The sequence below is a fragment of the Geomicrobium sediminis genome (assembly GCF_016908595.1).
GTDB classification, from domain to species: domain Bacteria; phylum Bacillota; class Bacilli; order Bacillales; family Marinococcaceae; genus Geomicrobium_A; species Geomicrobium_A sediminis.
Genome location: NZ_JAFBEC010000012.1, coordinates 1 through 20023, shown reverse-complemented (window position 1 = coordinate 20023; position 20023 = coordinate 1). Strand labels below are relative to the sequence as shown.

At 42.4% G+C, this 20023-nt stretch carries 18 protein-coding genes, 4 tRNA genes, 1 rRNA gene and 1 other annotated feature; of the genes, 21 read left to right on the top strand and 2 right to left on the bottom strand.

All coding sequences use genetic code 11. The features are described 5' to 3' along the window. The first annotated feature begins 9 nt into the window (after positions 1-9). From JOD17_RS16945 to JOD17_RS16885, 13 genes are all read left to right on the top strand, one after another. The gene (locus tag JOD17_RS16945; protein WP_204699167.1) at positions 10-441 is read left to right on the top strand and encodes a tripartite tricarboxylate transporter TctB family protein; all 432 of its coding nucleotides are present in this window, start codon (positions 10-12) and stop codon (positions 439-441) included. A 12-nt stretch (positions 442-453) separates the two neighbouring features. Beyond that, positions 454-1950: a tripartite tricarboxylate transporter permease gene (locus JOD17_RS16940; RefSeq protein WP_204699165.1), complete on the top strand. Its 1497-nt coding sequence runs from the start codon at positions 454-456 to the stop codon at positions 1948-1950. Between the two features lie 9 nt (positions 1951-1959). After that, positions 1960-2922, top strand: coding sequence for a sugar kinase (locus tag JOD17_RS16935; protein ID WP_204699163.1), 963 nt, complete (start codon positions 1960-1962; stop codon positions 2920-2922). A gap of 11 nt (positions 2923-2933) precedes the next feature. After that, positions 2934-3560: a bifunctional 4-hydroxy-2-oxoglutarate aldolase/2-dehydro-3-deoxy-phosphogluconate aldolase gene (locus JOD17_RS16930; RefSeq protein ID WP_204699162.1), complete on the top strand. Its 627-nt coding sequence runs from the start codon at positions 2934-2936 to the stop codon at positions 3558-3560. Positions 3561-3680: 120 nt separating this feature from the next. Next, entirely contained in the window at positions 3681-4631 is a 951-nt protein-coding gene (locus JOD17_RS16925) for an NAD(P)H-dependent flavin oxidoreductase (RefSeq protein ID WP_204699161.1), read from the top strand. A gap of 115 nt (positions 4632-4746) precedes the next feature. Then, entirely contained in the window at positions 4747-5532 is a 786-nt protein-coding gene (locus JOD17_RS16920; protein ID WP_204699160.1) for a MerR family transcriptional regulator, read from the top strand. A 111-nt stretch (positions 5533-5643) separates the two neighbouring features. After that, positions 5644-6399 carry a molybdate ABC transporter substrate-binding protein gene (gene modA / locus JOD17_RS16915; RefSeq protein WP_204699159.1) on the top strand — a complete coding sequence of 252 codons (756 nt, stop codon included), beginning with the start codon at positions 5644-5646 and terminating at the stop codon, positions 6397-6399. Continuing rightward, positions 6399-7058, top strand: a complete 660-nt coding sequence (gene modB, locus JOD17_RS16910; RefSeq protein ID WP_204699158.1) for a molybdate ABC transporter permease subunit — start codon at positions 6399-6401, stop codon at positions 7056-7058. Before modA ends, modB begins: the two co-directional genes overlap by 1 nt. Before the next feature lie 277 nt (positions 7059-7335). Next, on the top strand, positions 7336-8991 hold the full coding sequence (locus JOD17_RS16905) for a thiamine pyrophosphate-binding protein (protein ID WP_204699151.1): 1656 nt from the start codon (positions 7336-7338) through the stop codon (positions 8989-8991). Further along, on the top strand, positions 8984-9364 hold the full coding sequence (locus JOD17_RS16900) for a carboxymuconolactone decarboxylase family protein (RefSeq protein WP_042359794.1): 381 nt from the start codon (positions 8984-8986) through the stop codon (positions 9362-9364). The genes JOD17_RS16905 and JOD17_RS16900 overlap by 8 nt, the downstream gene beginning before the upstream one ends. Continuing rightward, a complete protein-coding gene (locus JOD17_RS16895; protein WP_204699149.1) occupies positions 9364-9732 on the top strand; it encodes an SMI1/KNR4 family protein in 369 nt (122 codons plus the stop codon). The genes JOD17_RS16900 and JOD17_RS16895 overlap by 1 nt, the downstream gene beginning before the upstream one ends. Positions 9733-9755: 23 nt before the next feature. Then, entirely contained in the window at positions 9756-11009 is a 1254-nt protein-coding gene (locus JOD17_RS16890) for a methyl-accepting chemotaxis protein (RefSeq protein ID WP_204699147.1), read from the top strand. Between the two features lie 344 nt (positions 11010-11353). Then, positions 11354-11607: a binding site (T-box leader), on the top strand. Positions 11608-11669: 62 nt separating this feature from the next. Then, positions 11670-12887, top strand: a complete 1218-nt coding sequence (locus tag JOD17_RS16885; RefSeq protein WP_204699145.1) for an MFS transporter — start codon at positions 11670-11672, stop codon at positions 12885-12887. On the opposite strand, the gene chrA is transcribed toward JOD17_RS16885, so the two are convergent. Beyond that, positions 12878-14056: a chromate efflux transporter gene (gene chrA / locus JOD17_RS16880; RefSeq protein ID WP_204699143.1), complete on the bottom strand. Its 1179-nt coding sequence runs from the start codon at positions 14054-14056 to the stop codon at positions 12878-12880. The two genes, JOD17_RS16885 and chrA, sit on opposite strands and share 10 nt — an antisense overlap. A 252-nt stretch (positions 14057-14308) precedes the next feature. Between chrA and JOD17_RS16875 the strand changes: the two genes are divergently transcribed. Next, on the top strand, positions 14309-16006 hold the full coding sequence (locus JOD17_RS16875; RefSeq protein WP_204699141.1) for a transglutaminase domain-containing protein: 1698 nt from the start codon (positions 14309-14311) through the stop codon (positions 16004-16006). A gap of 10 nt (positions 16007-16016) precedes the next feature. Here JOD17_RS16875 and pdxR read toward each other — a convergent pair whose 3' ends face one another. Beyond that, a complete protein-coding gene (pdxR, locus tag JOD17_RS16870; protein WP_204699139.1) occupies positions 16017-17441 on the bottom strand; it encodes a MocR-like pyridoxine biosynthesis transcription factor PdxR in 1425 nt (474 codons plus the stop codon). A 122-nt stretch (positions 17442-17563) separates the two neighbouring features. Between pdxR and pdxS the strand changes: the two genes are divergently transcribed. The 7 genes from pdxS to JOD17_RS16835 form a co-directional block, all read left to right on the top strand. Beyond that, positions 17564-18451: a pyridoxal 5'-phosphate synthase lyase subunit PdxS gene (gene pdxS, locus JOD17_RS16865; protein WP_042420437.1), complete on the top strand. Its 888-nt coding sequence runs from the start codon at positions 17564-17566 to the stop codon at positions 18449-18451. Further along, on the top strand, positions 18451-19032 hold the full coding sequence (pdxT, locus tag JOD17_RS16860) for a pyridoxal 5'-phosphate synthase glutaminase subunit PdxT (RefSeq protein WP_204699137.1): 582 nt from the start codon (positions 18451-18453) through the stop codon (positions 19030-19032). Before pdxS ends, pdxT begins: the two co-directional genes overlap by 1 nt. Before the next feature lie 217 nt (positions 19033-19249). Beyond that, positions 19250-19326, top strand: a tRNA-Arg gene (locus tag JOD17_RS16855). Positions 19327-19367: 41 nt separating this feature from the next. Beyond that, a tRNA-Pro gene (locus tag JOD17_RS16850) sits at positions 19368-19444 on the top strand. Positions 19445-19466: 22 nt separating this feature from the next. Then, positions 19467-19540: transfer RNA gene (locus tag JOD17_RS16845), tRNA-Gly, on the top strand. Between the two features lie 10 nt (positions 19541-19550). Next, positions 19551-19627: transfer RNA gene (locus JOD17_RS16840), tRNA-Ile, on the top strand. Between the two features lie 305 nt (positions 19628-19932). Beyond that, positions 19933-20023 (top strand): 16S ribosomal RNA (locus JOD17_RS16835); the annotation flags it as partial.

The following is a 20023-nucleotide window of genomic DNA, read 5'->3' as shown; positions in this document are numbered from 1 at the left end:
ACTAACCGTATGAAAAGACTTCATGCTAACCACATCATTAGTTTGCTATTATTGGTTTTTGCGGCTACAGCTTTTATTATGGCGCAAAGCTTTACTCCATCAAGCGGGGCTGCACCAGGCCCTGCCTTTTTTCCCCAAGTACTAAGCGTTTTGTTGTTTATACTTGCGATTATTCTAGCTTTTCAAACACCAACGGATACAGATAAGAAACTTAATCTAAATGTTGTTTTTATTATGATTGCATTTGGCGTTTACGTCTATCTTGTTGAACCTATTGGATTTGTCGTTTCGACGGTAATTTTTACAGCAGGTTATTTGCTACTTCTAGGAGAACGTCGTTGGTACTTTATCATACCGGCAGCTATTCTTTTGCCGTTAATTGTTTCGTATTCATTTGAACATCTACTACATGTTCCTATTCCTCATGGGTTGCTTTATTAAGGAGGGCTTTGTATGAATCTATGGGAAGGCTTTCTCGGTTTAGCAGATCCTATGATTTTAATTTTACTCGTAACAGGCGTTTTACTCGGGGTCATTATCGGTTCATTACCTGGATTAACTGCTACGATGGGGGTAGCACTGTTTTTACCTGTTACGTTTGGAATGGAAGCTATACCAGGATTGTTATTACTCATTGGAATTTATTTCGGTTCGATCTATGGTGGTTCCATTGCAGCGATTCTATTGAATACACCAGGAACTCCAGCCGCTGCTGCCACAGCAATGGACGGTTATGCAATGACAAAGCAAGGGGAAGCGAGAACGGCATTGAATATTGCTGTCATAGCTTCAGGATTTGGCTCGATTATTAGTGTTCTGATGCTTATTTTTCTCTCGCCTCAACTAGCAAACATCGCGCTTAATTTTAGTGCACCAGAAATGTTCGGTCTCGCATTGTTTGGTTTGAGTATTATTTCAAGTATTGCCGGGGCATCGCTCGTTAAAGGATTAATTGCTGGGGTCGTCGGATTATTAATTGCAACAATCGGCATGGATCCTATGACTAGTTATCCTAGGTATACTTTCGATCAACCCGTATTACTTGAAGGGTTTAATTTTATCCCGATTATGATTGGTCTTTTTGCAGTGTCAGAGGCTTTTATTATGGCAGAGGATTATTTTAAGGATAAAGGCGGTCCGATGAAGGTTGCCGCGAAACTGCTCAAAACGAATTGGCGTCTTATGCCTAAATTGTTCCCGACAATGACGAAATCATCATTTTTAGGTTCCATTATCGGAATTATCCCTGGTGCTGGTGCTGATGTTGCTGCGTTTGTTTCGTATAATGAAGCCCAACGTTTTGCTAAGAAAGAAGATAAGGCACTCTTTGGCAAAGGGAATCCGAAGGGAATCGCTGCTGCAGAAGCTGGAAATCAAGGGGTAACAGGTGGCGCAATGGTTCCATTGCTCACATTGGGTATTCCTGGTGACGCTGTTGCGGCAGTCATGCTCGGCGCATTTGTCGTACAAGGAATTCAACCTGGTCCACAAATTTTCCAAACGAGTGGAGAATTAATGTACACTCTGTTTGCAGGGATGCTTGTCGCTGCAATCGTTATGGTCATTATCGGCTTACTAGGCATTCGCTTATTTACGAAAGTATTGCTTGTACCAAAAACGTTAATGATTACGATTATTCTAGTCTTATCAACGATTGGTGCGTTTGCGATTAATAACAATATGTTTGACGTTTACGTCATTCTCGGTGCTGGAATTATCGGCTATTTCATGAAAAAGCACGGCTTCCCGGCATCACCAATTGTGTTAGCATTAATCTTAGGACCGATGGCGGAAAGTGAATTTCGTCGTGCATTAACGATGTCAGAAGGTAGCTTAATGATCTTTGCTACCAGACCAATTGCTGCGACATTAATTGCTTTAGCAATTTTGTCCTTATTTACACCATTACTTGTGAAGTTCTTTAAAGATAGAAAGAATAGAAAAGGCTAGGAGGCTACAATGGATGTTATAACCATTGGAGAGACGATGGTCGTTTTTGAAGCGTCATCACAAGGCCCTCTTCGATATACACATACGTTTACGAAACGCCATGGAGGTGCTGAATCCAATGTTGCGATTGGAATTCAGAGATTAGGTTACTCGTCTCGTTGGATGAGTCAAGTCGGTGATGATGAACTTGGTCAGTATTTACTCCAAGCGATTCGTGGTGAAGGCGTAGATACAAGTTATGTACAAACGACCGCCGATGCACCGACTGGACTATTCATTAAAGAGTTCCGACGACCAAATGAAAGTTCCGTTCATTATTACAGAGCAGGTTCTGCCGCCAGTCTCATGAACAGCGAACAGGTAGAAGAACAACTGTTTAGTGATGCGAAAGTATTGCACATTACTGGCATCACACCGCTTATTAGTCCTGAGTGCGATGACGTTCTTACAACGGCAATTTCCTATGCAAAAAAATTAGGATTGTACGTTTCTTTTGATCCGAATTTGCGTTTTAAAATTATGGAGCAATATGGAGAAGAGCGAGCAAGAATCAGAATGCGAGAACTCGCTGGTTTAAGCGACTTATTTTTGCCTGGAGCGGATGAGGCAGAGTGGATGTATGGCACTGACCAGGATGATGAAATTGCAAAGCTCGCATTTATAGACGGTGCAAAACGAATCGTCATTAAAAGCGGCGCATCACATTCGTACTATGCCGAACAAGGCGGAAGTTCCGGTTACGTAAAAAGCCATACAGTCAATCAAATCGTAGATCCAATTGGAGCCGGCGATGGGTTTGCGTCAGGCGTAATTGTAGGATTATTAGAAGGCAAGTCTTTGCGTGATGCAGTAGATTTAGGGGCTGCCGTAGGTGCGCTTGTTGTCAGTTCACCTGGAGATATTGAAGGTCTTCCTACACGTTTAGAAGTTGAGGCATTTTTAAATAATACAAACAGTGACGTATTACGCTAGGAGGAGAGAACATGAAGAATATTGATAAATTACTTGAGTCTGGCGTAGTAGCCGTGATGCGTAAACTCCCATTTGAAAACATTGAAGACATTGCTTTAGCGCTCGTTGAAGGCGGAGTTACAGGACTTGAAGTCACCGTTGATTCTGATCGCGCTTATGAAGCCATTCAAAAATGCAAAGCAGTTGTCGGTGATCGTGCGATTGTAGGTGCTGGTACGGTTCTTAATGGGGAGCATGCTGAAGAGGCCATTGAAGCAGGGGCAGAATTTATTTTTGCACCAATTCTTGATGAAGAAACGATTAAGGTTGCAAATAAGCATCAAGTGATTGTAATCCCTGGTGTATTTACACCAACTGAAGCCCAACAAGCGTATCTGTACGGTGCGGATATCGTCAAAGTATTCCCAGCAGATTCATTAGGACCTGCATTCATTAAAGGTCTTCAAGGACCACTTAGCCATATCCCGATGATGCCTACAGGCGGCATTGATGAAACGAACATTGCGTCGTTCATTAAAGCTGGAGCTGTTGCCGCAGGAGCTGGCGGCTCTCTTTTAAAGAAATCTTTGATTGAGCAGCAAGATTGGCAAGGTCTTCGCGATCATGCGGCTAAGTTTGTTGAAGCGGCAAGAGTATAACTGAAAGAACGATGCGAGTAGAGGTAAACCTTACTTGTGTCGTTCTTTTCTTTTTTATGAGTGTCGGAAGGCGTATAATCAATGATATAATCTGATTATTCTGTGCTGGGGGTTGTTTCTATGAATCGTTTCTGTGAACGTTTTGGTGTAGAAGTACCGATTGTACAAGGTGGGCTTGCGTATTTGGCGTATGCAGAACTAGCAGCTTCAGTGTCGAATGCTGGTGGTCTTGGTCAAATTACAGCTACGTCACTTGGAGACCCTGAATCATTAAGGGCAGAAATTAAGAAAATTAAACAACTTACGAAGAAGCCGTTTGCGATTAATTTTTCTTTAGGAAGAGGATCTGTTGACGAGCTACTTGACGTTGTTATTGAAGAAGAGGTACCCGCAATTTCAGTAACTGCCGGTAATCCTGCTCCCGTATTTGAACGTGTGAAGGATACGAACATCAAAAAACTCGTTCTCGTCGCAGCGGTCAGACAAGCACAAAAAGCAGAACAGCTTGGAGCAGATGCAATTATAGTCGTCGGGCAAGAAGGGGGAGGGCATTTAGGGCGAGATGATGTTGGTACGTTTGTGCTTGTTCCCCGCGTCGTTGATTCAGTATCGATTCCAGTACTCGCAAGTGGAGGAATTGTTGATGGGAGAGGGTATGCTGCGGCTCTTGCGCTAGGGGCAGATGGAATTGAGATGGGCACACGTTTTATTGCGACACAAGAATGTATCGCCCATTCAGCTTATAAGGAAGCAATTCTTAAAGCGACCGAAGCGGATACTATTGTGATTAAACGAACGATTGAAAGACCAGCGAGGGCATTGTGGACGAAAGCGACGGACCGAATCAAAGAACTTGAAGATGAAGGTGTTGATTTTAATGCACTCCAACCGTACATAAGTGGTGCATCGAATTTGAAGTTAATCGAACAAGGCGACCATGAACACGGATTTGGTTGGGCAGGACAAGGCGTTGGACTTATTCAAGACATTCCAACAGTCAAGGAACTCATCGAAACGATACAATCCGACTGCAAACGGGCCCTCACCGGGGACAGACCCCCGGTGCGTTAATGCGTTACTGGTGTTGGGGACAGACCCCAACAGTGACGTTTTGGAAATTTTACTTGCGCCTCACGTTACGTGAACGGCTATGCTGAATGTAACGAATAGAAAGGGTGATCGTTGCATGAAGTTAACAATTAGTGAGTTTGGAAGACGAGCGAATGTTTCAGTTCGTACATTGAGGTTCTACGATGAAGTTGGAATTCTGACGCCAAGTAATTACAATGAAGCGGGCCACCGTCTTTATGGATTAGAAGAGCTCTCAAAATTGCAACAGATTCAATCGTTAAAGTTTATCGGGTATTCGCTTCAAGACATTAAAGGTTTATTAACGAGTGAAAAAGATACGTTGGATGATTTCAAAGACTCATTAACGTTACAGCTGCAATTGCTAGAAAATAAGCGTAAGGAAGTCGATCAAGCCATTTCAGCAGTTAAGCGAACGCAAACAATTACTGAGAGTGGACATCCAATTACATGGACGTTACTGTCTTCCATTCTATTTCAAGAAGAGCATATGGATGATCAATTGCAATGGGCAAAAGAAAACCTCTCTGAGGAGATTGCAGAAAGTTTCATTGATGTTCCGTCGTCAGATTGGGAGCGTTGGGACAAAGAGATGTTAGACATTTCAACAGAGGTGAAGCGATTAATCAAAAATAACATACCACCGAACTCCTCAGAGGCATTTGCAGTGGTTACGAAGCTTACGCATCTTTTTACGGAAAATGTTGAAGATCTTGAAGCTTTTAGCAAGCAATTAGAGGATATGCAAAAGCATTTCGATAACAATCCTCTAGAAATGGAGTTTCGTTTTCCAAATACGTTTACACAAGAAGAAGCGGACTATTTAGAGCAGATTACTCAAGAAATGGAGAAGCAATCGAGGGACAGTTCCCCAGGACATTAAAGTGTTACTCTGCCGGGGGACAGTCCCCCGGCACGTTAATACATTACCTGAACGGGGGACTGTCCCCCTTTATTTAGATAAAGAAAGACATCAAGATGTTGGAGGGCAGCTATGAGATGGAAATTAGGTTTCGTGAGCGCAATACTTTTGCTTGCTGGCTGCGAAGAGGCATCTGACGTAGACGAGGAAACCCCTGAGATCTTTATGATGGTAGCAGCGAGCATGACAGATGCGGTTAATGATTTACAAGATTTATATAAAGAAAACCACGATGTTGAATTTGTCGTTAATTATGGTTCTTCTGGTCAACTTCGGCAACAGATCGTTCAAGGGGCACCTGCAGACGTATTTCTATCGGCATCCTTGGGCGATGTTGAGCTACTAGCAGATGAGGTTGAAATACATGCATCGGTTCGGTTAGTAGAGAACCAGTTAACACTCATTTCGACACCGGGTGTTGAAGCTCAGTTGGATGACTGGAGTAGCTTAGCTGATGTGGAGCTTCAAAATATCGCAATCGGACAGCCGAATACAGTTCCAGCAGGTCAATATACGATGGAAGCGTTAGAGAATGAAGCGTTATGGCCAGCAGTTGAGCCAAACGCAGTATATGGTTCCGACGTTAGACAGGTACTCACGTACGTTGAAACAGGCAACGCTGATGCAGGATTTGTGTATCATACCGATGCACTAACTTCTGAAGATGTTATTATTATTGATCATGCACCAGAGGGATCACACTCACCAATTGTCTATCCAGTCGCACAACTTACTGATGAAGAGGCGACACAAGATTTTTTTGAGTGGTTACAATCTGATGAAGCAATTGCGGTTTTTGAGGACTATGGATTTCAAGGTGTGAAGTAATGTTTGAAACGTTTTGGACACCGATCACTGTCTCTCTTCGTGTCGTAATTGTCGCAAGTATTCTTGCATTTTTACTCGCGTTGTTTTTTGCTTGGTTTTTAAAAAAGAGGCAATTTAAAGGGAAGCTCTTCGTAGAAACGGTACTAATGTTGCCGCTCGTGTTGCCTCCGACCGTTATTGGGTTTGGTTTACTCGTCGTCTTTGGCAGAAATAGTTGGGTCGGTGAATGGTATGAAGCATTATTTAATCAACCGATTGTATTTACATATAGTGCGGCAGTGATTGCAGCAGCCGTTGTTTCGTTCCCGCTCATCTTCCAGATGCTCGTGAATGGGTTTGAAAGTGTTGATGATGAACTTGAGTCGGCAGCTCGGCAAATGGGTGCGTCAGAGTGGCAAGTATTCTGGCACGTAACGCTACCGATTGCGTGGCGATCCGTTGTGACAGGCTACATGTTAGGGTTCGCACGTGCACTAGGGGAGTTCGGTGCTACGATGATGTTTGCAGGCAGCATTGTCGGGGTTACGCAAACTTTACCTGTGAGCATTTATCTCGCTGTAGAAACTGGGAATACAATGATGGCGTATTATTGGGTCATCTCAATTGTAATTTTTGCGATGGTTCTCTTAGGGACGGTTCAGCGATTAAAACGTGCATAAAAAAGTAGACTTTCAGAGAGGAGGAAGTCTACTTTTTGTTGTAGACGATGCGTGTATTTGTAATTTATAGCGAAAAATGTTCATAAAAATTAAACGAATTGAGTCGTTCTTACATTCTGTACAAGCTATGCAACATTCCATATGGATTCGTCACGAATAATTCGAAAATCTAAAACTTAGGTACTTTAACTTGTCGTAATTTGACCGATATAGAAGTAGTATAAGCAGTATAAGAGACAGACAATAGCATTTAGTATAAATAAAATGGAGGGCAACCATGCCTAAAGTATCAGAAGTTATAGCGAAATTTGTAAAAGATTTAGGATGTCATCAAGCATTTGGTGTTCCAGGTAAACCAATCTCACCACTCATCTTTGCGATGGATGATCATCAAGTAGAATTCATTCTAGCGAAACACGAGACTGGTGCAGGATATATGGCTACAGGCTATGCGCTAGAAAATGAAACGATAGGAGTGGCAATTGGGACGTCTGGTCCTGGAGGGACTAACCTCATTACCGCTGCTGGCCAAGCTCAAGCGTTTAATGCGCCAGTATTATTTCTAACAGGGCACCCACCGCTAGAAGAATCAGGTAGAGCTTTATGCCAAGACTCTAGCAGCTTCGGCGCTGACCTTGTAAATCTATTTCGTCCAGTGACGAAGTTTAGCGCAAAAGTAGAAAATAAACAGACGTTAAAACGGTACTTGCATCATGCGATTGAACAAGCGTTAACGGGCGCAAAGGGGCCTGTTCACTTATCGATACCAATGGATATATTGCTAGAAGAAAGTGAGTATTTAGATGTGTCAGATGCTGTCGTACAGGACACTTTGATCTCTAGTAATTTAACAGAAGTGATGTCCAAATTAGAAAACGCAAAACGTCCAGCTATCTTAGCAGGGAAAGGTGTTCACATCTCCCGGGCTTACGAGGAACTCGAAGCGTTCGCTACTTTATGTAAAATTCCGGTCATGACGACGCCAGGTGGAAAAGGGACATTTAAGAGCAATCATCCGTATTCACTTGGAAGCTTTGGCCTCGGTGGTTCTGAAGTGTCATTGCAATACGTTAACGAAGGAATCGATGTGCTTGTCGTAATCGGTTCTAAACTTAGTGACATGTCCACAGCAGGATTTCGAGCTGATAATGAACCAAAGACCGTCATTCAATTTGATCTTGAGCCTACCTTTGTCGGAAAGTCATTATCTGCAAAAACGTTATTCGTACAAGGTGATGCAAAGAGAAATCTAAAGGAATTACTCAAACGTCAACCTTCAGCTGAGATTGATCGAGACCTCCCATCCTATGAACTAGATGTTCCAGAGCTTCCTGAGCATACCGAACGTCTTGCGGCAGGTAGAGCGATTGAGGCCATTCGAAAAGTGCTCCCTTACGAAACGGTCATTTATGGAGATGATGGCAGCCATACGTTTTATGCAATTAAGCACTTTGAGATTAAACAACCTGGGACGTTTTACTTTGATGACGTATTTGGTGCGATGGGTCATGCTATCGGACTTGCGATTGGCGCAAAAGCGGCAAACCGGAATAAACCGATGGCAGTGTTCACTGGAGATGGTTGCCTAATGATGCATGGCACCGAGCTATCTACGGCCGCGAGTGAGGATTTACCAATTCTCTTCTTTGTTTTTAATAATGGAATGCACGACATGGTTGATAAAGGAATGAAAAATTTAATTGGGCGTTCTGTCGGATCAACGTTTAAAAAGGACATGAACATTGCAGATTTTGCAATCTCGTTAGGTTGTCATGGGCATCGTTGTTACACGGAGGATGATGTTGCACAAGCGACGAAAGCGGCGCTAACAGAAGCATCAACCCCAACGGTTATTGAATTAATGGTACGTCAAGATGAAGTACCTCCAACTCAACTACGTGATCAAATGAAAGGGTTGAATCAACATGGATAAAAACGAAGCAGGATGGAAGCAAATTGAGGAACTAGCAGGAGAACGTGGCATTCAATCTATGAAAGCAGCGGAAGAATTCTCTCCACGCCTTGCGCGCCTTGCAGTAGAGTTTGGCTACGGTGATGTGTATGCAAGTGATGCATTAACGTTAAAGCAACGTTCGTTAATTACGTTGTCTTCCTTGATTACACAAGGTGATCCTGGAACGGGTTTATCGTATCATTTTCGGGCGGCACTTCGAATTGGTGTGACGAAAGAAGAGATTCTTGAACTGATTAACCATTGTACGGCTTATGCAGGGTTTCCAAAATGTATTAATGCGTTGTTTATTTTTAAAGAAGCCTATGAAACTTACGAAGAGGAGAACAAATAATGAAAAACATAGAATTGAAAATTGAAGGTAACGTTTTGCATTTTAAATACTTAGAAATGGCAACTACGGTTGAAGAAGCAAAAGAACAAGCAGACTATGTTAAAAGTGAACTCATGAAGCCAACGGTCCGTTTCTTCCTTAACGACAATAGTGAAATTAATCAAGTGGCAAAGCCAGAAGTAAATGAAGTATGGGGAGAGCTCATGGCTTGGGTCGCTCAAAATATCGAAAAGACAGCAACGATTGCTCCAGGAGCAACGTTAAAAATGCAATTAAATCGATTATCAAGAACGGCAGGAACGTACGAGCACGTTCGTGCGTTTACAAACAAGGAACAAGCGTTAGCGTTTATCGGTTCCGCAAATTAAAGTAACGAGTAGGGGTGGACGGAATGTCTAACACGAAGACAACATACCAGATGCTTGTGAAGACTGTTACGCTCGTTTCTGTTGTAGCCGTAATGGTTCCTGTGTTAATTATATCAATTACAGCAATCGCAAGTCCGAGAATTCAAATCGCAAGCCCGTGGTTTTGGATCGGTATTGTAGTGAGTATCGTGGTCGTAACGGGTGTTGCGCATCTACTAGCTAAACGTTTCTTTATGCCCTTTCATCAAATGGAAGAGGTGCTAAAAGGTTCAGCGTTGATGTCTAGCTTTAGAAAAGACAGCGACCATCCGATCGATAAGCTGCTATCACAGCTTTATGAAAAGAATCAAGCACATGCAAACGAATCGAAAGATCAAGCGGTGCAAACGTCAGAGGTTGCAGCACAATTAGAAATCTCGACGAGTGAGACAAGCCAAGGGATCGAAGAGATTTCAGCAACGATGCAACAAATCTCTGCTGGCAATGAAGAACAATTAGGTTCGATTCGAGAAGTCAATGGCTATACCGACGGGATGTTATTTAGCTTGCAAGAAGTCACTGAAAGCACAAAATTTGTCGTCGATGCTTCTAAGCATGCCATTTCTAAAACAGATGATGGCAGACAAGCTGTAGAAGATATTACGGAGCAAATGAGTGTTATTGGTGATGGGGTACGACGTTCAAGTGAAGTCGTTCAAAAGCTTGGTGTAAAAACGGATCAGATCACAGAAATTCTAAATCTCATTCGTGGAATCTCGGAACAGACGAATTTACTTTCATTGAATGCGGCAATTGAAGCGGCAAGAGCTGGTGAGCACGGCAAAGGGTTTTCAATTGTTGCAGATGAGGTCAGAAAGTTAGCTGATCAAACGAATGGCGCAACTGAGCAGATTGCAACGCTTATCGAAGAGATCGGTGCAGAAAGTCGTCACGTTGTAGAAGTGATTGAAAGCGGCATCCAGTCTGTTGATAAAGGAATGAACATGAACCAGCAATTGACGACGGTGTTCCAAAGTGTTCAAGATAACGTTGTGGAAGTGGATGATATCGTTCAAGATGTCAATGCAGCAATCAGCGAAGTGACAACGAATATGAATGAAGTCACGAATCATATGCGGAACCTGTCATCAATTGCAGAGCAATCAAATGACGGTGTCCAAAGCGTAGCTGCAATCATTGAGCAGTTAAGTGCAACGATGCAACAAGTCGCTTCTTCAGCAGTATTATTGTCAGGTACAGCAAGCACATTACGAGATCGAATGAATGAAGCAAGTTAAAAAGCGATAAAGTGTAATTATAAAGTAGTGAAGAAGCCTTGGTTCTGTAACCAAGGTTTTCTTTTCTTTAGGATCTGGTCTTGGTGGTGGATGTTTATGAGCAGATGTGTTTAAAAGATGGGATTACTACTTCCATGTGTAGTATCGAAATAATGTATGAAGAGATACTGTCCTTGATCGAAGGTGAAATTAATAAAAACCTCATATACTATCTTTTCGAGAGGAACATTTCCTATTGAAGTAGTTTTTCATTAAAGCTGCGATTCATGCCCTATTCATTTTAAATTTTTAGAAAAATACCTTTACTCTATAAGGGGTTAGCGTTACACTAATAAGAAATTTTAGTAAAGGCGTTGAAGAGAAGAGTAAGCATGGAATTGATGGACAGAGACCTCTGGGAGCTGAGAAGGAGGCATCGTGAACATGTTGAAGCAAGTCTCGGAGCTGGGCATTGGATTCTTCGGATGATAATGCAACGGGATCTCCCGTTATAGAGATAGGGTATCGCTACGTTAATTTATGTAGCCGTACTTGAAGAGGTCTTTGTAGCAATACATCGACAAACTGGGGTGGCACCGCGATTCGACTCGCCCCCAAGATGACAATCTTGGGGGTGAGTTTTTTCGTTTCATGACATCATGAAGAAAGGTGCCGGTTTACATGTGGAAATATGCGATGTTGTTATTACTAAGTTTAGGGGTTTCAAATATTGGTGGCTGGGTATATTTAATTGCACTGAATTTAATTGTGCTGCAAGAAACCGGATCGCCGCTCGCTGTCGGCTTGCTGTATATCATTGCGCCAATCGCTGCCCTTCTTACAAATACTTGGTCGGGCAGTCTCATTGATCGCGCGAATACTCGAAGGTTGATGATTGTCCTTGATGTGATTCGGGCTGTGCTTATTATCATCATCCCACTGTTGCCTTCGGTTGTATATATTTACTTCTTTGTTCTACTGATTAACTTGGCAAACGCGATTTCAGCACCAGCTTCAGCTGTATACATTACGAAGTTAATTCCAAAAGAAAATCGCCAACGGTTTAATGCGCTACGAGGATTTATTCACTCTTCTGGGACGATGTTAGGCCCAGCGATTGCAGGTATTCTTTTCTATGTCGGTTCCCCGTATATGGCCATTTATTTGAATGGAGTTGCGTTGTTGCTTTCGGCAGCGTTTCTATTGTTGCTACCCGTTGTGGATGCACCCATCGAACGTGCAAAATCAACGCGCCGGTTTGAACAAATTCAAGCAGACATCAAAACGGTTGTCTCTTATTGCAAACGTTCCGTTTATGTTTTCTACGTCTATGGGTTATTTGTTTTTGTAACGGTGTTCATGACTGCCATTGATTCTCTTGAAGCGTCATTCGCTAAACTAGAATTAATGCTCAGCGATGCTGAATATGGATTTCTACTTAGCTTCTTTGGGATCGGAATCATTGTCGGGTCGCTAATCAATGTTCGCTTTGCGAAATCCTTGAAGGTAGAGACGTTAATTGGTTATGGCACCGTCATGACAGCGGTGGCTTACGTGACGTTGTATGTCGCTACAGATCAAGTAGTAGCAATCATTGGTGTTACACTTATCGGTTTCTTTGTGACCTTCCTCAATACTGGCTATTTAACGTTTTATCAAAATGCAGTTCCTACATCATTGATGGGAAGGTTTATGAGTTTATTTGGCTTTTTAGAAGCGCTAGCCATTATCTTGTTCACCGTTATCTTCGGGGTTATGGCGCATGCCATTGGTATTCGACTTGTAGGGCTTGTGGGTTCTGTTTTATTTTTCACTGTAGGACTTGTTGCGATTCATGTTACGAAACGAAAAAAACGCCACTCCGGAGTACGAAATGACGAATCGATTGATTATGAATAAAAGAGTGTTCCTAAAACGATTCCTGTAAGAACGATTACCCAAGGTGGGCGTTTCCAATACATGAGCATAAAGAAAAGAAGTGCAGCAATGGCAAAATCAAATCCATTTTGCACACTTGTTACCCAGATCGGATGGAAGAATGCCGAAATTAAAATACCGACGACCGCTGCGTTAACACCTAGAAAAGCACCACGTAATTTCTCATGATGACGGACGCTTTGCCAAAATGGTAACACGCCGAAGATCAGTAAAAACGCTGGTAAAAAGATGGCGACCGTGGCAAATAAACCACCAAGACTTCCGGCGATAACGGTGCCGATGTATGCAGCAAACGTGAACAACGGCCCAGGAACGGCTTGAGCAGCACCGTATCCTGCTAGAAATTCATCAGCAGAAATTAATCCAGTCGGTACAAATTCGCGCTCGAGCAATGGTAAGACGACGTGACCACCGCCGAAGACGAGTGCGCCTGCCCGGTAAAAGCGATCAAATAGATCTAACCACATTGAGCTACTTGCTTGTGCAAGAAGTGGGAGACTGACAAGCAATACAGCGAACAACGTTAAGCAAGCAACACCAAATCGTTTGCTTAACGGAAAGCTTGTCGTTTTCGTCTGTTCTGCTGGATCACGAAACATGACAAACCCAACGATTGCAGCAAGGGCAATGACGACTACTTGTGCGAGTGCATGGGGAATTAAAACCGTAATCATGAGGGCAACAAGTGCAATCGTTTGTCTAGATAAATCAGGCGTTAAATTTTTCGCCATGCCGAGGATGGCGTGTGCGACAACAGCAACAGCAACAAGCTTTAGACCATCAATAAAGCCAGCATCGGTTAATCCGAACGTACTTGCAAACTGAGCGAAGAGAATGAGCAACAAGACAGAAGGCATTGTAAATCCGAGGAATGAAAGGAAACCGCCGATAACGCCTCCTTTTATCACACCAATGCCTATACCAACTTGGCTGCTGGCAGGTCCGGGTAAGAACTGACAGAGCGCAACGAGATCAGCATAGCTTTTCTCATCTAACCATTTCTTCCGTTTTACATATTCTTCATGAAAGTAACCGAGGTGTGCGATTGGACCTCCGAATGAAGTAAGTCCAAGTCGTGTAGAAATAAGAAAAATTTGTAGTAGATTCTTGAGTTGGTTCAGAGGGTTCACCTACTTTACGTGAGTATTTTATTAACGTTACGTAGCATACAGGAATAGAAGGAATAGAACAATGAAATCGCGAAACTTTCTTTATTAACTTTTTGTAAAGATAGTACTTATAGCGTAGTGAATCTCACAAACTTCATAAAGCAAGGGGGGAACCTGTTACCGTAAATGTAATTACCTTATAAAGCCTATAACAAGGAAGCGGGTCATGAATGACGTATTAGGTTTGTAAGTGTTGCGTAACGGGTGGCTGCGATGTGGAAACACTTTCGAAGACTAGTAGCTGTAGTCGGAATCATCGGTTTATTGAGTAGTTGTGATTCGACGGTAGATGAATCACAGGGAAACTCAGAACAAATAGAAGAACGAGGCGTCGATGATGTTCAAAAATTGAGTGAAGCTCATGGAATTGATGTATCATCTCTTTCAATGACAAGGTTTGGAGATGAAGTTGGTCTTACATTTCAAAGTCCGAAGTATTCATCCTTTGCTACAGAAGGGACATTAACGATTGAAGGTAACGTATCACGACACGAACAGCTTGCTGAAGACTATGTTTGGATTCAATTGACATCATTAGCGAATAAAGATGATGTGTTTAATTATTATGCAACGTTTGATGAGAGTGGCAATTTTGAGTATGACGTGAAATTCCATTATGGAGCAGATGAATATGAAATCGATATTTACGCGCCGAGTGATCAAGTAGGTGAGGAAGGTCAATTTTATGAAGGGGCATCGATGACTGTACTTAATGTAAATGATGAACGTCAACGCGAGATTGAATACACCCCACTAGGTTTGGAGAATGATTTAAGCTTTGCTGCCCCTTTGGATGGGTTTCTAGAAGCAGATCGGAGTGTCGTTGTTCAAGGAACGGTGAATAATGAACGTGATGATGAGCTACTTTTAATTCATGTTACGTACGAACAAGATCAAGAAGAGTTTCTAGTACCTATTAACAACCAATCCTTCGAAGAAGAAGTTCCTCTGCAATTCGGAGAAGGGGAGCATAAAATTACAGTGTTGCTCAACACAGGTGATGATGATCTCTATTATGAGGCAGCCTCGTTTATGGTGAATCGCACAACAGATGAGTCGTTAATCTCAATCGACCATTTTGATCAATATTATGAGCGAGGGGTAACACTTGAAGCTCCAGCAGTGACGGATCTTTTATACTATGAAGGACAAGAGTACGAGATAGAAGGTACCATTGACTCCACAATCCCAGGTAGTGAAGACATTAGCCATATGATCGTGACGACTGAACATGAATCTGGGGTTGAAGCGCATTATTATGTGCCTGTAGAAGACTATCAATTTAAAGGAATGATCTACTTTCGGTTTGGGGAAGGGGAATATGACGTAACTGTAAGTGTCCCCGATCCATACGAAGAAGGGGAAAATTATTTCGTGTTCTATGGGGCATCGTTGTTTACTCATAATGTAGAAGGTGCAGAAGATTTAAGAAGTCTTTTGCCTTCGGTTGGTATTGAGTCGGATGATCCGGTCATTATTTCTTTAGCAAATCAATTGACTGACGGAATTGAAAACGAACGTGATCGCGCAAAAGCAATTTATGATTATGTTGCAACGACGATCGCTTACGACGTAGATAAATTAGAGAATAACGCATTTGAAATGGATGATAGTGCAGTAAAGACATTAGAAACGAGACAAGGGGTTTGCCAAGATTATGCGTTTTTAACGATTGCTCTTTTACGTGCATTGGATATGGAAGCCAATTATGTGGCGGGAGTCACCTCAACGGGTGAACGTCACGCTTGGGTTGATGTGTCTGTTGATGGCGAATGGCTTGAAATGGATCCAACGTGGGGAGCAGGGTTTATCCAAGAAGATGAATTTCACTTTCAATACAACCCTGATTATTTTGACCCTGATCCAGCTTTTCTAAGTGAGACACATATGAGAGAAGAGATTATTTATTAAAAGAAGCTGATTATAACGAATCAGCTTCTTTTTTATATTCGTAGTTCCATGCGAGTAAAAGTGTTTGTAAGGCTTCTTTTAACTCATCTTCTGGTATACCCGCAAATCCGAGTACAATCCGTGGAGGATTAGACGGTTCAGAGCTAACGGTGTATCTCGATAGTGGATAGACGAGAAGTTGATGAGATAGAGCGGCTTCAACGAGTTCGGTTTCTGTCATTCCATTCATAATGATGAGTACGACATGTAGACCAGACCGTTCTCCTATAATGGCTAGGTTATCTTCATAAGGTTTTAGTTCTTGCAAGACAATGTCTAATTTACGACGATAAATTTTTCGCATACGATTTAAATGTTTAGCAAAGTCCCCTTGTTTCATGAACTCTGTGAGGACAACCTGGTCAATGCGAGAAACCGTAGAATGATAAAACGAAAACACTTCTTTGTAATGCTTTAGAAGGTCATTCGGTAATACCATATAACTGATTCGAGCAGAAGGAATTAAAGATTTGCTAAACGTGCCGAGATAAATGACTTTACCGAAATGATCCATGCTTTGTAAGGACGGAATCGTTTTCCCACTATATCGAAATTCACTATCGTAGTCGTCTTCTAAAATATAGCGGTCTCGTTTTTCGTTTGCCCATTGAAGCAGCCGCTTTCTTCGATTGATGGACAGCACCGTTCCATACGGAAAATGATGTGAGGGTGTTGTACAAATAACATCAATTGATGAGTCAAGTATTGAATCAACGACGATTCCTTCTTCATCAACAGTAAGCGGTACGTACTGATTGGCACTATTCGTTAGCAGGTTACGCATTAATTGATAGCCAGGATCTTCAACACCGTATGTTTTTGAACGCCCGATTAATTGAAAGAGTTGTTGCATGAGCACTTCAATCCCTGCACCGACGACAATTTGTGAAGGTTCACAAGTGACGCCTCTTGAGTGACGCAAGTAGTGAGCAATCTCTTCTCTAAAGGCTAGTTCCCCTTGATGATGACCGAGCAGAAAAAGATGAAGGTGATCATGGTCTAACGTATCCTTCATATGTTTTCGCCAACGGTCAATTGGAAAATGATAAGGATCAATGCGTGTTGGGTGAAAGTCATAGCGAATCTTCTCATCAATGAGCGGTTCTATGGAACCAACATCTTTCTCAATGTCAACATATTCGAGGTTTTCGTATGCTTGTACGAAGAAGCCTTTTCTTGCGACAACTTCAACATACCCTTCAGCTACGAGCTGTTCGTACGTACTTTCTACAGTATTTTGACTTATCTTTAGGTAATCAGAAAGCTTTCGTTTTGAAGGCAGTTTTGTTCCATACATAAGCGCGCCACTGACAATTTCCTTTTTTATATGTGAGTACAGTTGTTCATATAGCGGTGTTTCACTTCCACGATCTAACGAGCACCATAAGATTTCCATAATAAACTCCTTCCATCTACACTCTGACACCATCAAAAGAGTAGAAACTGACACTTTTAATCATATCAGATGTTACTTATACTAATGAAAAAGTCATAACAGTTCAACAAAGGAGTGGAAAAATGGAGAAGAAATTAGGGACAGATCGTGTAAAGCAAGGGATGGCGCAAATGCAAAAAGGTGGCGTCATTATGGATGTTATCAATGCGGAGCAAGCGAAAATTGCTGAAGAAGCTGGAGCTGTAGCGGTTATGGCTTTAGAGCGAGTGCCGTCAGATATTCGTGCTGCAGGTGGCGTAGCTAGAATGGCAGACCCAACAATTACCGAGGATGTTTTAAATGCTGTATCGATTCCAGTAATGGCAAAGGCAAGGATTGGACATATCGTAGAAGCCCGCGTCCTTGAAGCGATGGGTGTCGATTATATTGATGAAAGTGAAGTATTAACACCAGCTGACGAAGTTTATCATCTAAATAAACGGGAGTTTACTGTACCATTTGTATGTGGGGCACGTGACTTAGGCGAAGCAGCAAGAAGAATTGGAGAAGGAGCTTCAATGATCCGAACAAAAGGTGAGCCAGGAACGGGTAATATCGTTGAGGCAGTTCGACACATGCGAAAAATGCAAGCTCAAATCAAGCAAGTGATGCACATGTCTACGGATGAGCTAATGACCGAAGCAAAAAATATCGGTGCACCGTACGAACTTTTACTTACGATTAAAGAAACGGGTGAATTCCCAGTCGTTAACTTTGCTGCTGGTGGTGTGGCTACTCCTGCGGATGCGGCACTCATGATGCAACTTGGTGCAGACGGTGTATTCGTCGGATCAGGAATTTTTAAATCTGATAACCCTGAGAAGTTTGCACGAGCAATCGTTGAAGCAACAACACATTATACTGACTACAAATTAATTGCAGAGCTATCTAAAGATCTCGGTACAGCAATGAAAGGAATAGAAATCTCAAACATAGCTCCAGCTGAACGTATGCAGGATCGTGGTTGGTAATGGTTACAATAGGTGTTCTAGCTTTACAAGGTGCGGTTGAAGAACATGTTCGTTTTCTTGAAAAGAGTGGAAGTAATGCCGTGCGAATTAAATGGCCAGAACAATTGCAAGACATTGATGGGTTGATTATTCCTGGTGGGGAATCAACAACAATGAGAAAGCTCATTGATCAATATGAATTTCTTCAACCTCTTCAAGCATTTGGTGAAAGTGGTAAACCAGTGTTTGGGACGTGTGCTGGAATGATTCTTATGGCAAAGCGATTATCAAATGACGAACAACCCCATCTTGGTTTCATAGATATGACAGTAGAACGGAATGCCTTTGGACGGCAGAAGGAAAGTTTCGAAGCTATAGTGGAAATCAAAGATGTAGCTGTCGATGTAGAAGCCATTTTTATTCGCGCGCCACTCGTTCAAGAAGTGGGACATCACGTAACCGTGCTCAGTGAATATGACGACACGATTGTCGCTGTTCGTGAAGGTAATTACCTTGCTTGCTCGTTTCACCCAGAATTAACTTTAGATTATCGTTTGCACGAAGCTTTCGTTCACATGGTAGAAGAAGCCGTTCAAGGTTGAGTTCATACACTCAACCTTGAACGGCATCTCTTTGTTAACCTTTAATTGTAAGAGAGCTTATATATAATAAGAAGAAAGTAGAAAACCAAAATCGATCTATAATAAAAAATGAATCGAATTTAGAAAAGGGGGTTGCACTTAGTCCAAATCCTATGCTATATTAATTCTTGTCGAAACGGACAACAGCACGACAGCAACAAACGACATAACATAACATGCGCCCGTAGCTCAATTGGATAGAGCGTCTGACTACGGATCAGGAGGTTAGGAGTTCGACTCTTCTCGGGCGCGCCATTTTTCCTTTGATTGACTTACTTATAACCGTTCAATCTTTACGGGAAGTAGCTCAGCTTGGCAGAGCACTTGGTTTGGGACCAAGGGGTCGCAGGTTCAAATCCTGTCTTCCCGACCATTTAAAGACCTTAACTTTATATGCGGGTGTAGTTTAGTGGTAAAACCTCAGCCTTCCAAGCTGATGATGTGGGTTCGATTCCCATCACCCGCTCCATCTAACAGATGGGCCTGTAGCTCAGCTGGTTAGAGCGCACGCCTGATAAGCGTGAGGTCGGTGGTTCGAGTCCACTCAGGCCCACCATCTAAAAAACTAGTAAATTAAGTATTGACTCTAGTTAATAGAATATGGTATATTAGTTCTTGCGCTCAAGAGATTAGCGCGAAACTCACCGAAAAAAGAATTAAAAAGTTGTTGACACAACGATCTAACGGTGGTAAGATAGAAAAGTCGCTGTCACAACGACAGCAACACAAACTAAGCAAAACAATTGCCCTTTGAAAACTGAATGAAAGATAAGCGAATTAAAGCAATAAAAGCTAGCGCTTCTATACTATAGAAGTACGAGCCTCGTTGGCACCCCCGTGCTAACGAAAAAGGAATTACTTTCAATGGAGAGTTTGATCCTGGCTCAGGACGAACGCTGGCGGCATGCCTAATACATGCAAGTCGAGCGGACCCGAGGTGCTTGCACCTCAT

Excerpts from the sequence above, each read along its gene's own strand:
- JOD17_RS16875 (WP_204699141.1), top strand. The coding sequence starts at position 14,309 with ATGTGGAAACACTTTCGAAGACTAGTAGCTGTAGTCGGAATCATCGGT.
- JOD17_RS16900 (WP_042359794.1), top strand. The coding sequence starts at position 8,984 with ATGGATAAAAACGAAGCAGGATGGAAGCAAATTGAGGAACTAGCAGGA.
- pdxS (WP_042420437.1), top strand. The coding sequence starts at position 17,564 with ATGGAGAAGAAATTAGGGACAGATCGTGTAAAGCAAGGGATGGCGCAA.
- JOD17_RS16890 (WP_204699147.1), top strand. The coding sequence starts at position 9,756 with ATGTCTAACACGAAGACAACATACCAGATGCTTGTGAAGACTGTTACG.
- JOD17_RS16935 (WP_204699163.1), top strand. The coding sequence starts at position 1,960 with ATGGATGTTATAACCATTGGAGAGACGATGGTCGTTTTTGAAGCGTCA.
- JOD17_RS16885 (WP_204699145.1), top strand. The coding sequence starts at position 11,670 with ATGTGGAAATATGCGATGTTGTTATTACTAAGTTTAGGGGTTTCAAAT.
- JOD17_RS16905 (WP_204699151.1), top strand. The coding sequence starts at position 7,336 with ATGCCTAAAGTATCAGAAGTTATAGCGAAATTTGTAAAAGATTTAGGA.
- JOD17_RS16940 (WP_204699165.1), top strand. The coding sequence starts at position 454 with ATGAATCTATGGGAAGGCTTTCTCGGTTTAGCAGATCCTATGATTTTA.
- JOD17_RS16925 (WP_204699161.1), top strand. The coding sequence starts at position 3,681 with ATGAATCGTTTCTGTGAACGTTTTGGTGTAGAAGTACCGATTGTACAA.
- JOD17_RS16930 (WP_204699162.1), top strand. The coding sequence starts at position 2,934 with ATGAAGAATATTGATAAATTACTTGAGTCTGGCGTAGTAGCCGTGATG.
- modA (WP_204699159.1), top strand. The coding sequence starts at position 5,644 with ATGAGATGGAAATTAGGTTTCGTGAGCGCAATACTTTTGCTTGCTGGC.
- JOD17_RS16920 (WP_204699160.1), top strand. The coding sequence starts at position 4,747 with ATGAAGTTAACAATTAGTGAGTTTGGAAGACGAGCGAATGTTTCAGTT.
- pdxT (WP_204699137.1), top strand. The coding sequence starts at position 18,451 with ATGGTTACAATAGGTGTTCTAGCTTTACAAGGTGCGGTTGAAGAACAT.
- JOD17_RS16945 (WP_204699167.1), top strand. The coding sequence starts at position 10 with ATGAAAAGACTTCATGCTAACCACATCATTAGTTTGCTATTATTGGTT.
- pdxR (WP_204699139.1), bottom strand. The coding sequence starts at position 17,441 with ATGGAAATCTTATGGTGCTCGTTAGATCGTGGAAGTGAAACACCGCTA.
- modB (WP_204699158.1), top strand. The coding sequence starts at position 6,399 with ATGTTTGAAACGTTTTGGACACCGATCACTGTCTCTCTTCGTGTCGTA.
- JOD17_RS16895 (WP_204699149.1), top strand. The coding sequence starts at position 9,364 with ATGAAAAACATAGAATTGAAAATTGAAGGTAACGTTTTGCATTTTAAA.